17 protein-coding genes and 1 pseudogene are annotated in these 18,229 nt (G+C 65.1%); 12 read left to right on the forward strand and 6 right to left on the reverse strand.

Features of this window, described 5'->3' with window-relative positions; genetic code table 11:
* Window positions 1-10: 10 nt before the first annotated feature.
* On the forward strand, window positions 11-1,288 hold the full coding sequence (locus tag XcodCFBP4690_RS09780) for a Xaa-Pro dipeptidase (RefSeq protein ID WP_208622719.1): 1,278 nt from the start codon (window positions 11-13) through the stop codon (window positions 1,286-1,288).
* 230 nt (window positions 1,289-1,518) lie between these two features.
* Here the strand turns inward: XcodCFBP4690_RS09780 and XcodCFBP4690_RS09785 are convergent, their stop codons facing one another.
* On the reverse strand, window positions 1,519-2,331 hold the full coding sequence (locus XcodCFBP4690_RS09785) for a hypothetical protein (RefSeq protein ID WP_167394554.1): 813 nt from the start codon (window positions 2,329-2,331) through the stop codon (window positions 1,519-1,521).
* 631 nt (window positions 2,332-2,962) lie between these two features.
* On the opposite strand from XcodCFBP4690_RS09785, the gene XcodCFBP4690_RS09790 reads away from it, so the two are divergent.
* From XcodCFBP4690_RS09790 to XcodCFBP4690_RS09840, 10 genes are all read left to right on the forward strand, one after another.
* Window positions 2,963-3,328 (forward strand): hypothetical protein, encoded by a 366-nt coding sequence (locus tag XcodCFBP4690_RS09790; RefSeq protein ID WP_104535274.1) that lies wholly within the window; start codon window positions 2,963-2,965, stop codon window positions 3,326-3,328.
* Window positions 3,329-3,353: 25 nt separating this feature from the next.
* The gene (gene atpB, locus XcodCFBP4690_RS09795; RefSeq protein WP_104540770.1) at window positions 3,354-4,154 is read left to right on the forward strand and encodes a F0F1 ATP synthase subunit A; all 801 of its coding nucleotides are present in this window, start codon (window positions 3,354-3,356) and stop codon (window positions 4,152-4,154) included.
* A gap of 73 nt (window positions 4,155-4,227) precedes the next feature.
* Window positions 4,228-4,530 carry a F0F1 ATP synthase subunit C gene (gene atpE, locus XcodCFBP4690_RS09800; RefSeq protein WP_002814105.1) on the forward strand — a complete coding sequence of 101 codons (303 nt, stop codon included), beginning with the start codon at window positions 4,228-4,230 and terminating at the stop codon, window positions 4,528-4,530.
* Between the two features lie 113 nt (window positions 4,531-4,643).
* The gene (locus XcodCFBP4690_RS09805) at window positions 4,644-5,114 is read left to right on the forward strand and encodes a F0F1 ATP synthase subunit B (protein ID WP_053502091.1); all 471 of its coding nucleotides are present in this window, start codon (window positions 4,644-4,646) and stop codon (window positions 5,112-5,114) included.
* 3 nt (window positions 5,115-5,117) lie between these two features.
* A complete protein-coding gene (locus XcodCFBP4690_RS09810; protein ID WP_104540771.1) occupies window positions 5,118-5,645 on the forward strand; it encodes a F0F1 ATP synthase subunit delta in 528 nt (175 codons plus the stop codon).
* A gap of 47 nt (window positions 5,646-5,692) precedes the next feature.
* Window positions 5,693-7,240 (forward strand): F0F1 ATP synthase subunit alpha, encoded by a 1,548-nt coding sequence (gene atpA, locus XcodCFBP4690_RS09815; protein WP_104540772.1) that lies wholly within the window; start codon window positions 5,693-5,695, stop codon window positions 7,238-7,240.
* Window positions 7,241-7,434: 194 nt separating this feature from the next.
* Window positions 7,435-8,298, forward strand: coding sequence for a F0F1 ATP synthase subunit gamma (gene atpG, locus XcodCFBP4690_RS09820; protein ID WP_104540773.1), 864 nt, complete (start codon window positions 7,435-7,437; stop codon window positions 8,296-8,298).
* A 144-nt stretch (window positions 8,299-8,442) separates the two neighbouring features.
* Entirely contained in the window at window positions 8,443-9,849 is a 1,407-nt protein-coding gene (atpD, locus tag XcodCFBP4690_RS09825; RefSeq protein WP_017155237.1) for a F0F1 ATP synthase subunit beta, read from the forward strand.
* A 146-nt stretch (window positions 9,850-9,995) separates the two neighbouring features.
* Entirely contained in the window at window positions 9,996-10,418 is a 423-nt protein-coding gene (locus tag XcodCFBP4690_RS09830; protein WP_104540774.1) for a F0F1 ATP synthase subunit epsilon, read from the forward strand.
* A 226-nt stretch (window positions 10,419-10,644) separates the two neighbouring features.
* On the forward strand, window positions 10,645-11,232 hold the full coding sequence (locus XcodCFBP4690_RS09840; protein ID WP_104540776.1) for a chorismate mutase: 588 nt from the start codon (window positions 10,645-10,647) through the stop codon (window positions 11,230-11,232).
* A 219-nt stretch (window positions 11,233-11,451) separates the two neighbouring features.
* Here XcodCFBP4690_RS09840 and XcodCFBP4690_RS09845 read toward each other — a convergent pair whose 3' ends face one another.
* Complete coding sequence (locus XcodCFBP4690_RS09845) at window positions 11,452-11,835, reverse strand: GtrA family protein (protein WP_104540777.1); 384 nt, start codon at window positions 11,833-11,835, stop codon at window positions 11,452-11,454.
* Between the two features lie 146 nt (window positions 11,836-11,981).
* Between XcodCFBP4690_RS09845 and glmU the strand changes: the two genes are divergently transcribed.
* Window positions 11,982-13,346 (forward strand): bifunctional UDP-N-acetylglucosamine diphosphorylase/glucosamine-1-phosphate N-acetyltransferase GlmU, encoded by a 1,365-nt coding sequence (glmU, locus tag XcodCFBP4690_RS09850; RefSeq protein ID WP_104540778.1) that lies wholly within the window; start codon window positions 11,982-11,984, stop codon window positions 13,344-13,346.
* Between the two features lie 209 nt (window positions 13,347-13,555).
* Here the strand turns inward: glmU and XcodCFBP4690_RS09855 are convergent, their stop codons facing one another.
* The 4 genes and pseudogenes from XcodCFBP4690_RS09855 to XcodCFBP4690_RS09870 all read right to left on the reverse strand — a co-directional run bounded on the left by XcodCFBP4690_RS09855 (window position 13,556) and on the right by XcodCFBP4690_RS09870 (window position 18,178).
* Complete coding sequence (locus XcodCFBP4690_RS09855; RefSeq protein WP_104540779.1) at window positions 13,556-14,902, reverse strand: sensor histidine kinase; 1,347 nt, start codon at window positions 14,900-14,902, stop codon at window positions 13,556-13,558.
* 8 nt (window positions 14,903-14,910) lie between these two features.
* A complete protein-coding gene (locus tag XcodCFBP4690_RS09860; protein ID WP_104540860.1) occupies window positions 14,911-16,254 on the reverse strand; it encodes a sigma-54-dependent transcriptional regulator in 1,344 nt (447 codons plus the stop codon).
* 149 nt (window positions 16,255-16,403) lie between these two features.
* Window positions 16,404-16,718, reverse strand: a pseudogene (locus XcodCFBP4690_RS09865) (hypothetical protein); the annotation flags it as partial.
* Between the two features lie 233 nt (window positions 16,719-16,951).
* Window positions 16,952-18,178: an ABC transporter permease gene (locus XcodCFBP4690_RS09870; protein ID WP_104540781.1), complete on the reverse strand. Its 1,227-nt coding sequence runs from the start codon at window positions 18,176-18,178 to the stop codon at window positions 16,952-16,954.
* Window positions 18,179-18,229 lie beyond the last annotated feature (51 nt).

Raw genomic sequence — 18,229 nt, forward strand, 5'->3', positions numbered from 1 at the left:
GACGACCCAGATGTCGAAGATGCGTTTGCCGGCGTTGCTCGCCGTTGCCAGCTGCCTGTGTGCGTCGTGGGCTGCGCAGGCACAGACCACCGTGATCACCGCCGCGCGCCTGCTGGACGTGCAGGCCGGCCGCTATGTGCAGGCGCCGCAGATCGAAGTGGTCGCCGGCCGCATCACCCGCGTCGGTCGGCAAGGCGATCCGTTGCCGGCGCAGGCGCAGCGCATCGATCTGGGCACGCGCACGCTGTTGCCGGGCCTGATCGACATGCATGTGCATCTCACCGTGGATCCCACCCTGGGCGGCTACAAGGGCCTGGAATTCACCGACAACTTCTGGACCGTGGTCGGCGTGGCCAATGCGGCAGAGACGCTGCGCGCCGGCTTCACCACCGTGCGCAACGTCGGCTCGCTCCACTACGACGATGTCGCGCTCAAGCAGGCGATCGAGCGCGGCACCGTGCCCGGCCCGCGCATCGTGCCGGCCACCTACGGCATAGGTGCGACCGGTGGGCATTGCGACGCCACCGAGTTTCCGCCGTCGGTTACCGTCACCGGCCCCGGCGTTGCCGACGGGCCGGACGCGATCCGCGCCGCGGTACGCACGCTGCGCAAGTACGGCGCCGAAGTGATCAAGTTCTGCGGCACCGGTGGCGTGTTGTCCAAGACCGACAGCGTGGGCGGGCAGCAATACAGCCTGGAGGAAATGCGTGCGCTGGTGGACGAGGCGCACCGGCTGGGCCTGAAGGTCGCCGTGCATGCGCATGGCACGTCCGGCATCAACGATGCGATCCGTGCCGGTGCCGACACCATCGAACACGCCAGCCTGGCCGACGCCGAGTCGTTCAAGCTCGCCAAGGCGCATGGCACCTGGTTCTCGATGGACATCTACAACGACGACTACATCCTGGCCGAAGGCGAGAAGAACGGATTGTTCGCCGAGTCGCTGGAGAAGGAACGGCAGGTCGGCCGCAAGCAACGCGAGACCTTTCGCGCCGCGCATGCGGCCGGCGTCAAGCTGGTGTTCGGCAGCGATGGCGGGGTGTACCCCAATGGCGACAACGCACGCCAGTTCGCCAAGATGGTGGAGTGCGGCATGACCCCGCTGGAGGCGATTCGCGCCGCCACGGTGGACGCTGCCGACGCGCTGGGACGCAGCGCCGATGTCGGCGCCGTGGTGCCGGGACGCTACGCGGACCTGATCGCGGTCGATGGCGATCCACTGCAGGATGTGAGCGTGTTGACGCGCGTGCAGGACGTGATCAAGGGGGGCCAGCGCGTGGCGAAGTGAGGCCGCTGGCTCCCACGCTGCAGCACGCCACCGCCGTTGGCACCCGCGCAGCGACACATTCGGCGGGAAATGCTTCGGCCATTGCGGAAGCGGCGCCTGCCTCGGTGTCCCGGCATGCAACGGCTGCTGGCGTCAGGCGCTGCACCTGCCCCTGACGTGATGCCTGCAGCGCTCAAACGACAACGCCCCGCGCGAGGCGGGGCGTCGTTGGTACAACGTGGACGCGTGGATCAGAACGCGAAGGTCACGCCTGCCACCGGGCCCTTGAATTCCTGCTTCAGGCCGATCAGGCCGTCGCTGCCGCGCTGGTCGACGTCGAGCTTGAACCAGTCGTAGCCGGCGAAGATGCCGAAGTTCTTGGTGAAGCGGTATTCGGCCATCGCGTTGGCACGGCTCAGATCGCCTTCGTAATCGCCGAAATCGCCCCAGCTGGTGTTGAGGTACTGGCCCTGCACATTGAACAGCCAGTGCTCGCTCGGACGCGCGGTGAAGCGGATGCCCACCACCGGCGCAGCGCCGTCTTCGCTTTCGTCCACCACGTCGCCGCTGAACACGCTGCCCAGGTCGGCGTAGGCATTGGCCTCGACCTTGGCGTATTCGGCGCCGATCTGCAGGCCCAGGCTGAATTCCGGCGAATCGATCACCGAGTAGTCGTACACCAGGGTGGCCACCTGATACTTCAGCTCGCCCTTGATGAAGCTGCCGGACGGCACGGTGACGCCACCGGCGCTCAGGTCCTGGGTCAGCGTCTCGCGGCGATCCTTGTCGTACTTGAAGTAGTCGAAGATCAGGCGCTGACGGGTGCTGATGCGGAACACGCCATCCACGCGCGGCTCCCATTCCTTGCCGCCCAGCTTGAAGTCTTCGTTGACCGAAACGTTGTTGCCGGCCAGCAGCGTGTTGCCGCGGATGGTGTTGTCGTTGTCGACATTCATTGCACCGAGACGGAGCTGGAAGCGGTCATCGGTGTCTTCGGCGTGTGCGGGCGCGACATAGGCGGCGGCCAGCACGCACGGGATCGCCAGTGCGAGGAGGTGTTTCATGGGAGCTCCGAATTCTTGGAATGGTCAGGCCGTTGAGCCAGTGGCGCGCACTATCGATAAGCCGGCGTCTTCCAAAAGTGAAGGCCTCGTCGCACACCCGTGAAGGCAGACATAGCAATCGGACAAAACGGTCCGCATCGTCAACAGGCATGGGCATCGCACACCGATGACCCTGTTGCTGACGCGCCGTCTGGCACCTGCAAAGTGTGCGTCAGCGCATACCGCGCAGTACGGTCAATCCTGCAAATTGCGCAACCCGGTTGGCTGAATGCGCGCGGCCAGAACGGGCTCACGGCACCTGCGGAGCGCAAACGATCGTGCGCTGCAGCGGATTGGCCCGTCGGTGGGAAGGTCGCGGCGCGCGACATTGCGTAAAAAGCAGGAGCCCCGGTCTCCCAGGGCTCCCAGACGCGGCCTGCGGTGCCACCTTTCGACGAGGATGTGCAGGCCTCGCGGGTTACGACCGCCGGTTTGTGGCAAAGTTCCCGCCGGTTGCTGCGACGTCCACTTGGTGCGCCGCAGCAAGTTATGACTTCCCCCGGTTGTCTCGCAATTTGTCCCATTGCTATACTTTCGCGGCTCGACGAGGCGCAACTGCGCTTCCCACTCATTCACACCTAAGGTAACCGTAGTGCTGAACTCCGTTGACGCGGGTCGGCGGTTGATGCTGCGCGCTGCGGTATATCCGCTTGCCGCCGTAGCTATAACCAGTCTGGGGTTGCTGCTGGTCGGTCCCGGTTACTCTGCCGGTCTGGCACTGACCGGGTTTGCGACGGTACTGGGTGGTTGGGTTGCGGCACGTACCGCGCTCGGGGGCGGTATCCAGGCGGCCGGCATTGCCATGGTCCGGCTGATCCTGGCGATGGTGTTGAAGTGGGTGTTGGTTTTCGTGGCGCTGGCGCTTGGCTTCGGCCTGTGGCGGCTGCCCCCTCTGGCTCTGTTGGCAGGTATCGCCATCGGGCTGATTTTTCAGGTTCTGGCTCTGGCCAGGCGTTGATCCGAACTAAAAGGGCTACGTACACATGGCGGGCGAGGCAGCAACACCTACCTCCTATATCCAGCACCACCTGCAGAACCTGATCTATCCGGTTCGCGAGGGTGGCGGTACGTTCTGGACCATCCACCTCGATACGTTGATCATGGCTGTGCTGATGGGCCTGGTCATGGTGCTGGCGTTCTGGACCGCGACCCGCAAGGCCACCGCCGGTGTTCCGGGCAAGTGGCAGGCGTTCGTGGAGATCTGCCTGGAGTTCGTCGACCGGCAGGCCAAGGACACCTACCATGGCACCAGCAAGCTGGTGACCCCCATCGCGATCACCATCTTCTTCTGGATCCTGTTGATGAACCTCATCAAGATGATCCCGGCCGACTTCATCGCCATTCCGCTGGGCTGGGCAGGCATCCACGCCTGGAAGCCGGTGCCGACCGCCGACGTCAATGCCACCTTGGGCATGTCGATCAGCGTGTTCTTCCTGATGATCTTCTTCTCGCTGCGCTCCAAGGGCGTGGGCGGCATGACCAAGGAATTCCTGACGGCGCCGTTCGGCAAGTGGATGATGCCGTTCAACCTGCTCCTGAACATCGTCGAATGGCTGAGCAAGCCGATTTCGTTGGCGATGCGACTGTTCGGCAACATGTTCGGCGGCGAGATCGTCTTCCTGCTGATCTGGGTGCTGGGCGGTGCGGGCATCGCCGGCATGGTCGCTGGCGGCGTATTCGGCCTCGGCTGGATGCTGTTCCACCTGTTGGTGATTCCGCTGCAGGCCTTCATTTTCATGATGCTGTCGATCGTGTACCTGAGCCTGTCGGAAGACAGTCACTGAGTTTCGTTGCACCCTTCATACGCTTCATCCCGGTTCATCCATCACCCTTAGAAACTTTCGTTCGGAGATCACCATGTACCTCGCCGTCCTGACCAACCTCGCTCAAGTCCAGAGCTCCACCGTCCTCGCCGTCGGCATCATGATCGGCCTGGCCGCGCTGGGTGCCGGCCTCGGTCTGGCCATCATGGCTGGCAAGTTCCTGGAATCGGCTGCGCGCCAGCCGGAACTGATCCCGGTGCTGCAGGTGCGCATGTTCATCACCGCCGGCCTGATCGACGCCGCGTTCATCATCAGCGTCGCCGTCGGCCTGCTGTTCGCCTTCGCCAACCCGCTGGCCCAGGTGTTCATCGAGCGTCTGTCGCAGGCTGCCGGCTGATCCAGCGGTTGCAGGATGTGGAGGCAGCCGTTGCGGTTGCCTCTGCGGATGAAGGTCGGAAAGCGTTGCCTGTGCGGCGGCGCTTTCACCCCTAAACAGCGATTGAGCGACCCATGGATATCACCCTTACCATCTTTGCCCAGGCGCTGGCCTTCGCCGGTCTGATCTGGATCGTCGCGACCAAGATCTGGCCGCCGCTGCTGCAGGCGATCGAAGAGCGTCAGCAAAAGATCGCCGAAGGTCTGGCTGCTGCCGATCGTAGTCAGAAGGATCTGGCGCAGGCGCAGGAAAAGGTCAACGAAGCATTGAAGGACGCACGCACCAAGGCCAACGAGATCATCGATCAGGCCCACGCGCGCGCCAACCAGATCATCGAAGCGGCCAAGCTGGAGGCAATTGCCGAAGCCAACCGTCAGAAGGAGCTGGCCCAGACCGAAATCGACGCCTCTGCCACCCGTGCCCGCGAAGAACTGCGCAAGCAGGTCTCGGTACTGGCGGTGAGCGGCGCCGAGAAGCTGCTCAAGCGCGAAATCGACGCCAACGCCCACAAGGCGCTGCTCGACGAGCTGGCGGCGGAGATTTAAGCGATGAGTCAGGCCCTCACACTTGCCCGTCCCTACGGCCGTGCCGCGTTTGCGATCGCGCGTGAGGGCGGCAGCTTCGCGCCCTGGTCCGATGCGCTGGCGTTCTCGGCGCAGGTGGCCGGCGACCCGCGCGTGGCCGCGCTGCTGCTCAACCCGGCGCTGCGCCCGGACCAGGCGGTGACGTTGCTGGCGCCGCCGCAGGCCGGCGAAGACTATCTGCGTTTCCTCCGCCTGCTGGCCGATGCGCAGCGGCTGTCGCTGCTGCCGGAAGTGGCTGGGCTGTACGAACAGCTGCGCGCCGAAGCCGAACACGTGGTCAAGGCCACGGTGACCTCGGCCAGCGAGATGAGCCCGGCCGAGCTGGACACGATTGCAGTAGCACTGAACAAACGCTTTGGCCGCGAGGTGGACATCACCACCGCGGTGGATGCTTCGCTGATCGGCGGCGCGGTGATCGACACCGGCGACGTGGTCATCGACGGCTCGCTGAAGGGCAAGCTTGCGCGTCTGCAAAGCTCGCTCGCCCACTGAATTCACATAAACGCACGGCCCTCGCGGCCGGCACCTAGGACTGAACGATGGCAACCACGCTCAACCCCTCCGAAATCAGCGACCTGATCAAGACCCGCATCGAGACGGTGAAGCTGTCCGCGGAGTCGCGCAACGAAGGCTCCGTGACCAGCGTGTCCGACGGCATCGTGCGCATCTTCGGCCTGGCCGACGTGATGCAGGGCGAAATGATCGAACTGCCCAACAACACCTTCGCCCTGGCGTTGAACCTGGAGCGCGATTCGGTTGGCGCGGTGGTGCTGGGCGACTACGAGAACCTGCGCGAAGGCGACGTGGCCAAGACCACCGGTCGCATCCTGGAAGTGCCGGTGGGTCCGGAGCTGCTGGGGCGCGTGGTCAACGCACTGGGCGAGCCGATCGACGGCAAGGGCCCGCTGGGCGCGACCCAGACCGCGCCGGTGGAGCGTGTTGCGCCGGGCGTGATCTGGCGCAAGTCGGTCGACCAGCCGGTGCAGACCGGCTACAAGTCGGTCGATGCGATGATCCCGATCGGCCGTGGCCAGCGCGAGCTGGTCATCGGTGACCGCCAGACCGGCAAGACCGCGCTGGCGATCGATGCGGTGATCAACCAGAAGGGCACCGGCATCAAGTGCGTGTACGTGGCGATCGGGCAGAAGGCCTCGACCGTCGCCAACATCGTGCGCAAGCTCGAAGAGAACGGCGCGCTGGCGCACACCGTGGTGGTGGCCGCGACCGCGTCCGAATCGGCTGCGATGCAGTACATCAGCCCGTACGCCGGCTGCACCATGGGCGAATACTTCATGGACCGCGGCGAAGACGCGCTGATCGTGTACGACGATCTGTCCAAGCAGGCCGTGGCCTATCGTCAGATCTCGCTGCTGCTCAAGCGTCCGCCGGGCCGCGAAGCCTATCCGGGCGACGTGTTCTACCTGCACTCCCGCCTGCTGGAGCGCGCCGCGCGCGTGTCCGAGGAGTACGTGGAGAAGTTCACCAACGGTGCGGTGACCGGCAAGACCGGCTCGCTGACCGCGCTGCCGATCATCGAAACGCAGGCTGGCGACGTGTCCGCGTTCGTGCCGACCAACGTGATCTCGATCACCGACGGCCAGATCTTCCTGGAAACCGACCTGTTCAACGCCGGTATCCGTCCTGCCGTGAACGCCGGTATCTCGGTCTCGCGCGTCGGTGGTGCGGCCCAGACCAAGATCATCAAGAAGCTGTCCGGCGGCATCCGTATCTCGCTGGCGCAGTACCGCGAGCTGGCGGCATTCGCGCAGTTCGCCTCGGACCTGGACGAAGCCACCCGCAAGCAGCTCGAGCGCGGTCAGCGCGTCACCGAGTTGATGAAGCAGAAGCAGTACGCGCCGATGTCCATCGCCAACCAGGCGCTGTCGATCTACGCCGTCAACGAGGGCTACCTCGACGACGTGCCGGTCAACAAGCTGCTGGCGTTCGAAGAAGGCCTGCACGCGCACTTCGCCAACACCCAGGGCGAGTTGGTCAGCAAGATCAACAGCACCGGCGGTTGGGACAACGACATCGAAGCGGCGTTCAAGAAGGGCATCGCAGAGTTCAAGACCACGGGCAGCTGGTAAGGGCGCCGGGATTTGGGATTGGGCATTCGGGATTTGTAGGAGCGGTGGTTCGGGGCGTTGGCTGATACCGAATCCTCGCCTTTCATTCCCAGAAGTTAGGCATCCGGGGTTCTCGGAAGCGGTGAGGTAGGGAGGCGTTAGCCAATCCCGAATCCCGATTCCCGATTCCCACTAAGCGAGCGAAGCGAGCGAGTATGGCAGGCGGACGCGAAATCAAAACCAAGATCAAGAGCGTGCAGAACACCCGCAAGGTGACGCGCGCGCTCGAAATGGTCTCGGCCTCCAAGATCCGCAAGGCGCAGGACCGCATGAAGACCTCGCGTCCGTATGCGCAGGCGATGAAGCAGGTGATCGGACATCTGGCGCAGGCCAGCACCGATTTCCAGCACCCGTTCCTGGTCGAGCGCGAGCAGGTCAAGCGGGTCGGCTACATCGTGATCTCGTCCGACCGCGGCCTGGCCGGCGGTCTGAACAACAACCTGTTCCGCAGGATGCTGGGCGAAGTGCGTCCGTGGCAGGACAAGGGCGCCGAGATCGACGTGGTGACTATCGGGCAGAAGGCCTCGGCGTTCTTCCGTCGCGTCAAGGTCAATATGGTCGGCAGCGTGACCCACCTGGGCGACAGCCCGCAGGTCGAGCAGCTGATCGGCGTGATCAAGGTGATGATCGATGCCTACATCGAGGGCAAGGTGGACCGCGTGTATCTGGTCTACAACCGCTTCGTGAACACCATGACCCAGAAGGCCAGCTTCGACCAGCTGCTGCCGCTGCCGGCCGCCGAGCACAAGATGGCGCACCACGATTGGGACTACCTGTACGAACCCGATGCCGCGACCGTGCTGGAGCACGTGATGACGCGCTACATCGAGTCGCTGGTGTACCAGGCGGTGCTGGAAAACGTGGCCTCCGAACACGCTGCGCGCATGGTGGCGATGAAGGCCGCCAGCGACAATGCCAACAAGATGATCGGCACCTTGCAACTGGTCTACAACAAGGCGCGCCAGGCGGCGATCACCCAGGAAATTTCGGAAATCGTCAGCGGCGCGGCCGCGGTGTAAGCACGGCCGGGATTGGGGATTCGGGATTGGTTGGAGCGCAGCGAGTTGCGCCTTGGCGAATCCCCAATCACGAATCCCAAATCACAAAATTCAACGAGATGGCATCGGCCACTCGGACAGAACAAAGCTAACCGGAGCAGCAAAATGAGTCAGGGCAAGATCGTTCAGATCATCGGCGCGGTCGTCGACGTCGAATTCCCGCGCAATGAAGTGCCGAAGGTGTATCACGCGCTCAAGGTCGATGGCACCGACATCACCCTGGAAGTGCAGCAGCAGCTGGGCGACGGCGTCGTGCGCACGATCGCGCTGGGCTCCACCGACGGCCTGAAGCGCAACCTGGTCGCCACCAACACCGAACGCGCCATCTCGGTGCCGGTCGGCGCCGGCACGCTGGGCCGCATCATGGACGTGCTGGGCCGCCCGATCGACGAAGCCGGCGACGTGCAGGCATCGGATCATTGGGAAATCCACCGCGGCGCGCCGTCGTATGAAGACCAGTCCTCCAGCACCGAGCTGCTGGAAACCGGCATCAAGGTGATCGACCTGATGTGCCCGTTCGCCAAGGGCGGCAAGGTCGGCCTGTTCGGCGGCGCCGGCGTCGGCAAGACCGTCAACATGATGGAATTGATCAACAACATCGCCAAGGCACACAGCGGCTTGTCCGTGTTCGCCGGCGTGGGCGAGCGTACCCGCGAGGGCAACGACTTCTACCACGAGATGAAGGACTCCAACGTCCTGGACAAGGTCGCGATGGTGTACGGCCAGATGAACGAGCCGCCGGGCAACCGTCTGCGCGTGGCGCTGACCGGCCTGACCATGGCCGAGTACTTCCGCGACGAGAAGGACGCCAGCGGCAAGGGCAAGGACGTGCTGCTGTTCGTGGACAACATCTACCGCTACACGCTGGCCGGTACCGAAGTGTCCGCGCTGCTCGGCCGTATGCCCTCGGCAGTGGGCTACCAGCCGACCCTGGCCGAAGAAATGGGCGTGCTGCAGGAACGCATCACCTCGACCAAGAGCGGCTCGATCACCTCGATCCAGGCGGTGTACGTGCCTGCGGACGACCTGACCGACCCGTCGCCGGCGACTACCTTCGCCCACCTGGACTCGACGGTGACGCTGAGCCGTAACATCGCCTCGCTGGGTATCTACCCGGCGGTGGATCCGCTGGACTCCACCAGCCGCCAGATGGACCCGCTGGTGATCGGCCACGAGCATTACGACACCGCCCAGCGCGTCCAGCAGACCTTGCAGAAGTACAAGGAACTCAAGGACATCATCGCGATCCTGGGCATGGACGAGCTGAGCGAAGAAGACAAGCAGTCGGTGTCGCGCGCCCGCAAGATCGAGCGCTTCTTCAGCCAGCCCTTCCACGTGGCCGAAGTGTTCACCGGCTCGCCGGGCAAGTACGTCTCGCTGAAGGACACCATCCGCGGCTTCAAGGCGATCTGCGACGGCGAGTACGACCACCTGCCGGAGCAGGCGTTCTACATGGTCGGCAGCATCGAAGAAGCCGTCGAGAAAGCCAACAAGATGAGCGCCAAGGCGTAACAGCCGGGATTTGGCATTCGGGATTCGGGATTAGGTAAGGCGGTGAGCGGGTGCGGAAACGAGATGAGTGACCATGGTGAAAGCCGCGGTTGCCAATCCCGAATCCCTAATCCCCAATCCCCGCCTCACAACGTGAGGCATCCACCATGAGCACTATCCGTTGCGACATCGTCAGCGCCGAGAAGGAAATCTTCCACGGTGAGGCGACGCTGGTCGTGGCCACCGGCGAGTTGGGCGAGCTGGGCATTGCGCCCAAGCACGCACCGCTGATCACCCGCCTGAAGCCGGGCAAGGTGGTGGTGACCACCGCCAGTGGCGAACAGCTGGACTTCGCCATCTCCGGCGGCATCCTGGAAGTGCAGCCGCAGGTGGTGACCGTGCTGGTCGACACCGCGGTGCGCGCGCAGGACATCGACGAAGCCGCCGTGCGCAAGGTCAAGGAAGAGGCCGAGCGCCTGCTGGCCAACCGTGGCGAGACCGTGGACGTGGCCCAGGCGCAGCGTCAGCTGGCCGAGGCGACGGTGCAGCTGCAGGCGCTGGAGCGCCTGCGCCGCACGCTCAAGCACTGATCGAGCGCATGCCCGCTGCCGGGCATGCGATGCGATTGAGCGGTACTGCCACACCCAGGTGTGGATCCGAAACGTCGGCCTTCGTGCCGGCGTTTTCGTTTTTGGGGAGTCCGTTGCGCGGCCGGCCGCATCGGCCGGCCGGGAGCGCGCACACTGCCTGCCACCGCGCCGTGCCGCGCATCGGGCGCGCCATGGCAAACAACATCTGTGAGTCGAGGAGAACTGCATGACCCGGTTGACCGAAGGCCTTCGCGGTTACGCAATCACCGCCACGCTTGCCGTGACGCTGCTGGGCTGCGCGTTGCCGGCACGCAGCCAGCCGTCATTGGATCCGCTGCTGGACCGCATCGTGCAGCGCAATGCCATCGGCGATGCGGTGGCATTGAGCAAATGGGACAGCGGCAAGCCGGTACTGGATCAGACGCGCGAGGCGGCGGTATTGCTGAGCGTGCGCGATCAGGCCTCCGCGCATGGGCTGGAACCCGATGACGCGGTGCGCTTCTTTGCCGCGCAGATCGAGGCCAACAAGGCGGTGCAATACGCACTGCTGAATCACTGGCACGAGCGCGGCCGCGCTCCGGAGACCGCGCGGCCGGATCTGGCCACCTTGCGCACGCGGCTGGATCAACTGCAAGGCGAGCTGCTCGATGCACTGGCCGCCGCAGGTCCTGCACGGGCGGCCCCCGAGTGCCCGACCAGCACCGCGCGTGCGGCTGCGCGCTACGCCGTGCAATGGCAACTGGACGCGCTGCATCGCGCAGCACTGGTGCGCAGCCTCGGCGACTTCTGCCAGCAGGCGGGTAACAAGATCTAACCGACGGCGATCGACCGGCTGTGGGCGATGTGCCCGGGCCGGTGATGCAGTGACGCGTACCGGTCTGCATGCGGCCGGTTGGCCTGGGGTGGTCGACCAGTCTCCGGTCACGGCCGCCTGGCCCTTCCGTTCGTGGTGCCATCTCCTTCCCGCACTGCCGAAAGGTCAGTGCGCGCCGGGTGTGCCCTGCGGCCGGTCGCCGTGATCGCTGGCCTGGCCTCAGCGATACACCACATGCCGGCCCAGAAAGAACGACACAATCGCCAGCCCGCCCTCCACCAGCGGTTTGGCCAGCCAGGCCTGACGCAGGCCGAGCAGATCGACCGTGGCCGACAGCAACCAGGTGCTGATGATGGTCAAGGTCAGCCACATCACCGCAAAGCGGCGGAAGCGCTGCCAGCCAAGACGTGCGCCATCCTGGTGGGCAAAGGTGTAGCGGCCGTTGAGCCAGAATCCGAGCACTGCACCGCTGACACGTCCGAGCAGGTTGGCAGGCACCGCAGGCATGCCGGCGGCAGTGGCGGCAATGAAAATGCCGCAATCCACGGCCAGCTGCAGCGCGCCGATCAGGGTGAACTGGCTGCCTTGGCGGAACAGGCTCATGCGTGCCGGACAAGAGGAAAGGGCGCCCATCCTAGCGGGCGCGACGCTTAAAAACGTGTCGTGGCGTGTTGATGGCATGCAGCGACCACGCCGCGTTGCGGCACTGCGACTAGAATTCGGGTCTTTCTTGCAATTGGAACGTAGTGATGACTTTGCCCCTGCACGTTGTGATCCTGGCCGCGGGCGAGGGCAAGCGCATGCGCTCGGCGCTGCCCAAGGTGCTGCAGCCGCTGGCGGGCCAGCCGATGTTGGCGCACGTGATCGCCACTGCACGGCAATTGCAGCCGGCGGCCATCCATATCGTGTATGGGCACGGCGGCGATCAGGTACGTGCGGCCTTCGCCGCTCAGGAGGATCTGCGCTGGGCCGAGCAGCGGCAGCAACTGGGCACCGGCCACGCGGTCCAGCAGGCAATGGATGCGGTACCCGACGCGGCCACGGTGCTGGTGTTGTACGGCGACGTGCCACTGATTCGCAGCGAAAGCCTGCTGCAGTTGCTGCATGCGCCTGGCCGCATGGCGGTGTTGGTCGCCGAACTGGCGAACCCCACCGGCTACGGACGCATCCTGCGCGATGCCGAGGGCAAGGTGGCCGCGATCGTCGAGCAGAAGGATGCCAACGACGAGCAGCGGCGCATCCGCACCATCAATACCGGCATCGTGACCGCCGAATCCACCGCGCTGCGCCGCTGGTTGAGCGGCCTGTCCAACGACAATGCGCAGGGCGAGTTCTATCTGACCGACATCTTCGCCAGCGCCGCTATCGATTTCACCCCGGCCGAGATGGTGCATGTGGCCGATCCGCAGGAGGTCGAAGGCGCCAACGACCCGTGGCAGCTTGCCCAGCTCGAGCGCGCCTGGCAGCTACGCGCGGCGCGCGCGCTGTGCCTGGAGGGCGTTCGCATGGCAGACCCGGCGCGCGTGGAGCAGCGCGGCAGCGTCAAGGTGGGCCGGGATGTGCAGCTGGATATCGATGTGATCCTGGAAGGCGATGTGACGCTGGGCGACGGCGTGGTGATCGGCCCGTTCGTGCGCCTGCGCGACGTCAACCTCGGCCCCGGCACGCAGGTGCGTGCGCATTGCGATCTGGAGGGCGTAGTGACCGAAGGCGCGGCGCTGGTCGGGCCGTTCGCACGCCTGCGCCCGGGCACGGCGCTGGCCGACGGCGTGCATATCGGTAATTTCGTCGAGACCAAGAAAGTCACCATGGGCGTGGGCAGCAAGGCCAATCACCTGACCTACCTGGGCGATGCGGTGATCGGCAGCAAGGTCAACATCGGTGCCGGCACCATCACCTGCAACTACGATGGCGTGAACAAGTCGCAGACCACCATCGGCGATGGCGCCTTTGTCGGCTCCAACAGCGCGTTGGTGGCGCCGGTCGAGATCGGCGCCATGTCCACCATCGGCGCCGGCTCGGTCATCACCCGCGACGCACCCGCAGGCCAGCTCAGCGTGACGCGCGCGCGCCAGACCGTCATCGAAGGCTGGGAGCGGCCCACCAAGAAGTAGGCTGCGCTGGCGGCGGACGATACAGTGCGCTGCAGCCCCATCGATGGCGAAGGCGTGCATTCGGGCGTCACTGACGTTGTCGGGAAAGCCCGCCGCGCCCGGAGCCGTCCCCTACCGGATGCATGGCGGCGTTTGCTGTGCAAGGCCTGCTGCGACCAATGACGCGTGTCGATCCCACCCGCTCTTCAGGCGCGTGTGGGGTGCTGCTTTCATGCGGCCGATGGCAACAGCAAGGTCACGCACAGGCCGCCGTGCTCACGGTTGTGTAGCGAAATGCGTCCGCCGTGCGCTTCGGCAATTTCGCGGGTGAGTGCCAGCCCTAAGCCGGTGCCGTTGCGCTTGGTCGAGTAGAACGGCATCAGTGCGTTGTGCAGCACCGCTTCGTTCATGCCATTGCCGCGGTCGAGCACTTCGATGCGCAACCACTGCGGCACGCGCGTGACCCGCACCGCGACGTCGCTGTTGGGCGGCTTGGCCTCGCTGCAGGCTTCGTGCGCATTCTTGAGAAGATTGAGCAGCGCCTGCTCGATCTGCGCGGCATCGATGCGGCTGGCGACATCGCTCAGCTCGCCCTGCAACTGGAATGGGATCTGCTGCCGCAGGCGCTCCAGGAAGGGCGCCCACGCGATGGTCTGCAATTGCGGCTGCGGCAACTTGGCAAATCGCGCATAGCCGCGGATGAAGCCTTCCAGGTGGCGCGCGCGTTCTTCGATGGTTTCAAAGACGGTGCCCAGGCGATCGGTGCGTTCGCGCCGCAACAACTCCGCGCCCGAGTGCGCCAGCGAGGCGATCGGCGCCAGCGAATTGTTCAACTCGTGGCTGATCACCCGGATGACCTTCTTCCAGGTCTGCACTTCCTGGCGGCGCAACTCGGTGGTGAGGGTGCGGATCAGCAGCAACTCGTGGCCGCGGCCGTTGAGGTGGAAGCTGCGCCGTGACAGGTGGTAGATCTGTTCGTCGTCCTCGTCATCGCCGTCTTCGCGCACCGCAAACAGGCAATCGCCGCCGCGCGCCAGGGCATCGCGCAATTCGCCGGGCATGCGTTGGAGCACATCGTCCAGATGCTGGCCTTCGAGCTTGCGCCCGTCGTGCAGCAGCTTGCGCGCGGCGTTGTTGGAAAAGCCGATCCGGCGCAGGCCGTCGCCGCCGGCAATGACGAGCAGCATCGCCACCGGCGTGTTCTGCAGCATGGTGTCCAGCATCAATTCGCGCTGTACCAGGTCGCGCCGCTGCGCCCGCAAGACGTCACCGAGTTCTGCATGCGCCTGCACCAGCTGTGCCAGCTCGTCGTTGCCGCGCCAATACACGCCGAAGTTGTACTCGCCGTCGCGATAACTGCTGGTGGTGCCGGCCAGGGCGCGGAACAGCGAGCGCATCGGCGCGGTGGCGCGGGTGAGACTGAACCACATCGCGGCCAGCAGCACGACGACCGAAATGGCAGCTACCTGCCAGCCGTGATCCAGCCAGTACGCCATGAACCAGGGCAGGGCGGCAGCCAGTGCCAGCACCGGCAATAGCCGGAAAAATAGCGCGAGCGTGAAGGAGCGATGCCACATATGCACACTCATTCCGACTTGATGCCGTAACGGTCCATGCGCCGGTACAGCGCCTGTCGGCTCAGTCCCAGGTCGGCCGCGGCCTGTGCGATGACGCCTTGCGCGCGCGCCAGCGCCTGCTCGATGCGTGCACGATCCGGCTCGCCCGCCGCAGGCGCCAACGGCCGCGGCGCTGCGGTGCGTGGCAGGTTCAGGTCCGCAGCTTCGATGCGTGCGCCCTGCGCCAGCAGCGCGGCGCGTTGCAGCGCATTACGCAGCTCGCGCACGTTGCCAGGCCACGCGTGCCGCTCCAGCGCATCGCGCGCCTGCGCCGACAGCGGTTTGCCGCCGGCCAGGAAATGCTCGGCCAGGGGAACGATGTCGCCCGGGCGCTCGGCCAGTGCGGGCAGGGCGATTTCCACGGTGTTGAGGCGGTAGTACAGATCCTCGCGAAAGCTGCCGTCGCGGATCATCGCTGGCAGATCGGCGTTGGTGGCGCTGATGACGCGCACCTTGGCATGGCGCTCGCGGTTGGAACCCAGCCGCTCGTAGCGGCCGGTTTCCAGCACGCGCAGCAGTTTCATCTGGCCCGCCAGCGGCAGGTTGCCGATCTCGTCCAGGAACAGCGTGCCGCCATCGGCGGCTTCGAACTTGCCTTCGCGCGCCTTGTTGGCACCGGTATAGGCACCGGCCTCGGCGCCAAACAGTTCCGCCTCGATCAACTCCCCGGGCAGCGCGCCGCAGTTGAGCGCGATGAACGGGCCGTGCCTGACGGCGGAATTGGCCTGGATGATTTCGGCGATCTTCTCCTTGCCGCTGCCGTTGGGTCCGGTGATCAGCACTGGCAATTCCGAGCGTGCCACCTGGCAGGCCAACGCAATCGCGCGCTCGCTGGCAGGATCGGCGAACACCGCGCCGCGCAGGTCGTAGCGCTGGGTAAGTTGCTCGCGGCCGCGATGCTCGCGTTCGCGGCGACGCTGCAGCTCGCGCCGTGCCTCGGACAGTTCCAGCAGGTTGTTGACCGTGGTCAACAGCTTGGTGTCGTCCCAGGGCTTGGCGATGTAGTCGGCCGCACCGGCCTTGACCAGGCCGACGGCGCTGCCCAGATGCGTCCAGGCCGTGAGCAGGATGACCGGCAGGTCCGGGTGGCGCTGGCGGATCTGGGTGAACAAGGCTTCGCCTTCTTCGCCGGAGGTGGTGTCGGCGGTGAAGTTCATGTCCTGGATCACCAGATCGAAGGCCTGCGCATCCAGTAGCGACAATCCGGCCTGCGGCGATGACGCATGCATCGATTCGATGTCATGCAGCGAGAACAGCACGTCCAGCGCGGTGGCGACCGCTGTGTTGTCGTCGATGATCAGGATCTGCGGCATCGCGTTGCTCAAGAAGGCACGGAAGGGGGATCGGCACAGAATACTGTGCAGAGCGGAGCTGCAATGCGTCGCCGGCCAGCGTGGCGGTACGTTGCCAGCCGACATCGCGGGCGGACTCCAGGGGCCGCTGCAGCGGCCCCTGGGCCAGGCTAGCGTGGCGCGGGCGGCAGTGGCGTGGTGGGCGGCAGCAAGGGCGCATAGCTTGCCGCTGTCCATGTCAGGCGCAGCTGGACGCCATCGCGCAGGACCTCTACGGTGATGGGGTTGCCGGCAGCGGCACGCAGCGCGTCCAGCAAGTGCGCCACCGCGGTGATCTGGGTCCGCCCTGCCGTGCGCACGCGGTCACCGCGCTGCAACTGCAGGTCCAGCGCCGTGCTGGCCTGGGTGACCAGCAAGCCATCGCCGGTGGTGACGAGCTCAAGAACCTGATCGTTGTGGCGCCAGTTGAGCCTGGTGTCCTCGACGACGAGGACGTCGTGGGTCGAGCCGCCAGGCGTGGAGGTCGCCGCTTGCGCCTGTGTTGCGGCCTTGGCGTGGCTGGCCGGGATCACACACAGGGCTGCCAGGACGATCAGTGCCGGTGTCGCAAAAAAGGTGGCCATGTGGATATCCGGTCCGTAACGGTGGCTGCAAGATGCCGATAGTGGCAAACCCCGCCCCTTCCCGGCCACCAGGGCACGGGAAGGGGCGCAGGCCCTCATGCACTGCGCGTGGCAACGGCCGGTGGCACCGCGGCCGCGCGGCGGGCCGGCCAGAACACCGCCAGCTGGCCGAGCATCCATAGCAGCAGCGCACCGATCGGCAGGTAGATCGCCGGCAGTCGCGGCAATTCATAGCGTGCCATCAGCCAGACGTTGATCGAGTAGGCCATCAGCATGCCGAGCACGATGCCGACCGAGGCGAGCAGGAAATTCTCGATCTGGAAATAGCGCAGGATCTGGCTGCGCGTTGCACCCAGTGCACGGCGGATGCCGATCTGCTTGGTGCGTTGCTGCACCCAGAAACTCGCCAGGCCGACGATGCCCAGGGCGGTCACGATCAGCAGGGCGATGCACACCGCTCCAAGCAGCCAGATCATGGCGCGATCATTGCGGAAGTACTTGTCGCGTATTTCGGTATAGGTCTCTTGCTTGAGCACCAGCCGGCTGTTGTCCACTTTCATCAAGGCCGCTACTGCCGCCTTCAGCACTTCCGCCCGACGCAAAGGATCGGTGACACGTACCATGTATTGCCCACCGGTATACGGTGGACGGATAGGCAGCAGCATCGCATAGTCCTTTGCTGCCAGCCCATTGATATTGTTCGGCCGCGCCAGGGTGCGCACGATTCCGACGATACGCAACGGGACATCGCCGGAGTAGATGGTCTTGCCGAGCGCACTGTGGTCGGGGAACATCTTGTCCGCCGCTCCCTGCGTCAGAATGACCGCCGCGCCCTTCTTGCGGACTTCATCGTCGTTATCGGCCTTTTCCTGGCTGATGTATTCCTCGGGGCTGAAGTCGCGACCGGCATTCAACCGCACTCCGAGTGTATCCAGGCTGCCTTCGCTGACCAGATACTGCGCGGCATTGAGCGTGGGGCGTTCCTGCTCTGGCGTTAGTGTCAATGAGGTATTGGAAGAGTAATTGACGAAGGGAATCTGATTGGTGATGACCGCATTGCGCACGCCGGGCACCGCGCGCAGCGCCGCCAGATCCTCCCGGGTACGGGCATCGGCATTGGCCTGCGGACCGATGCCGTCCAGCTGGATGCTGAGCAGCTCCGCTTCGGCGATGCCACTGGGAGTCTGCAGCGTCTCCAGGCGATTGCCGATCAGGAACAGCGAATTGCAGATGATGGCGCAAGCCAGTGCGATCTCCAGCACGATCAATGCGGCCGCAGTCTTGTGGCGGCGCAAGGTGGAGATGATGGGGCGGATGTCCATGGGCTGACCTTGAATTTGGGGAGCGTGGCCCGCCGCGGCGCGGCGGGCAGG

The sequence above is a fragment of the Xanthomonas codiaei genome (genome assembly GCF_002939785.1).
In the GTDB taxonomy this organism is placed as follows: Bacteria; Pseudomonadota; Gammaproteobacteria; order Xanthomonadales; family Xanthomonadaceae; genus Xanthomonas; species Xanthomonas codiaei.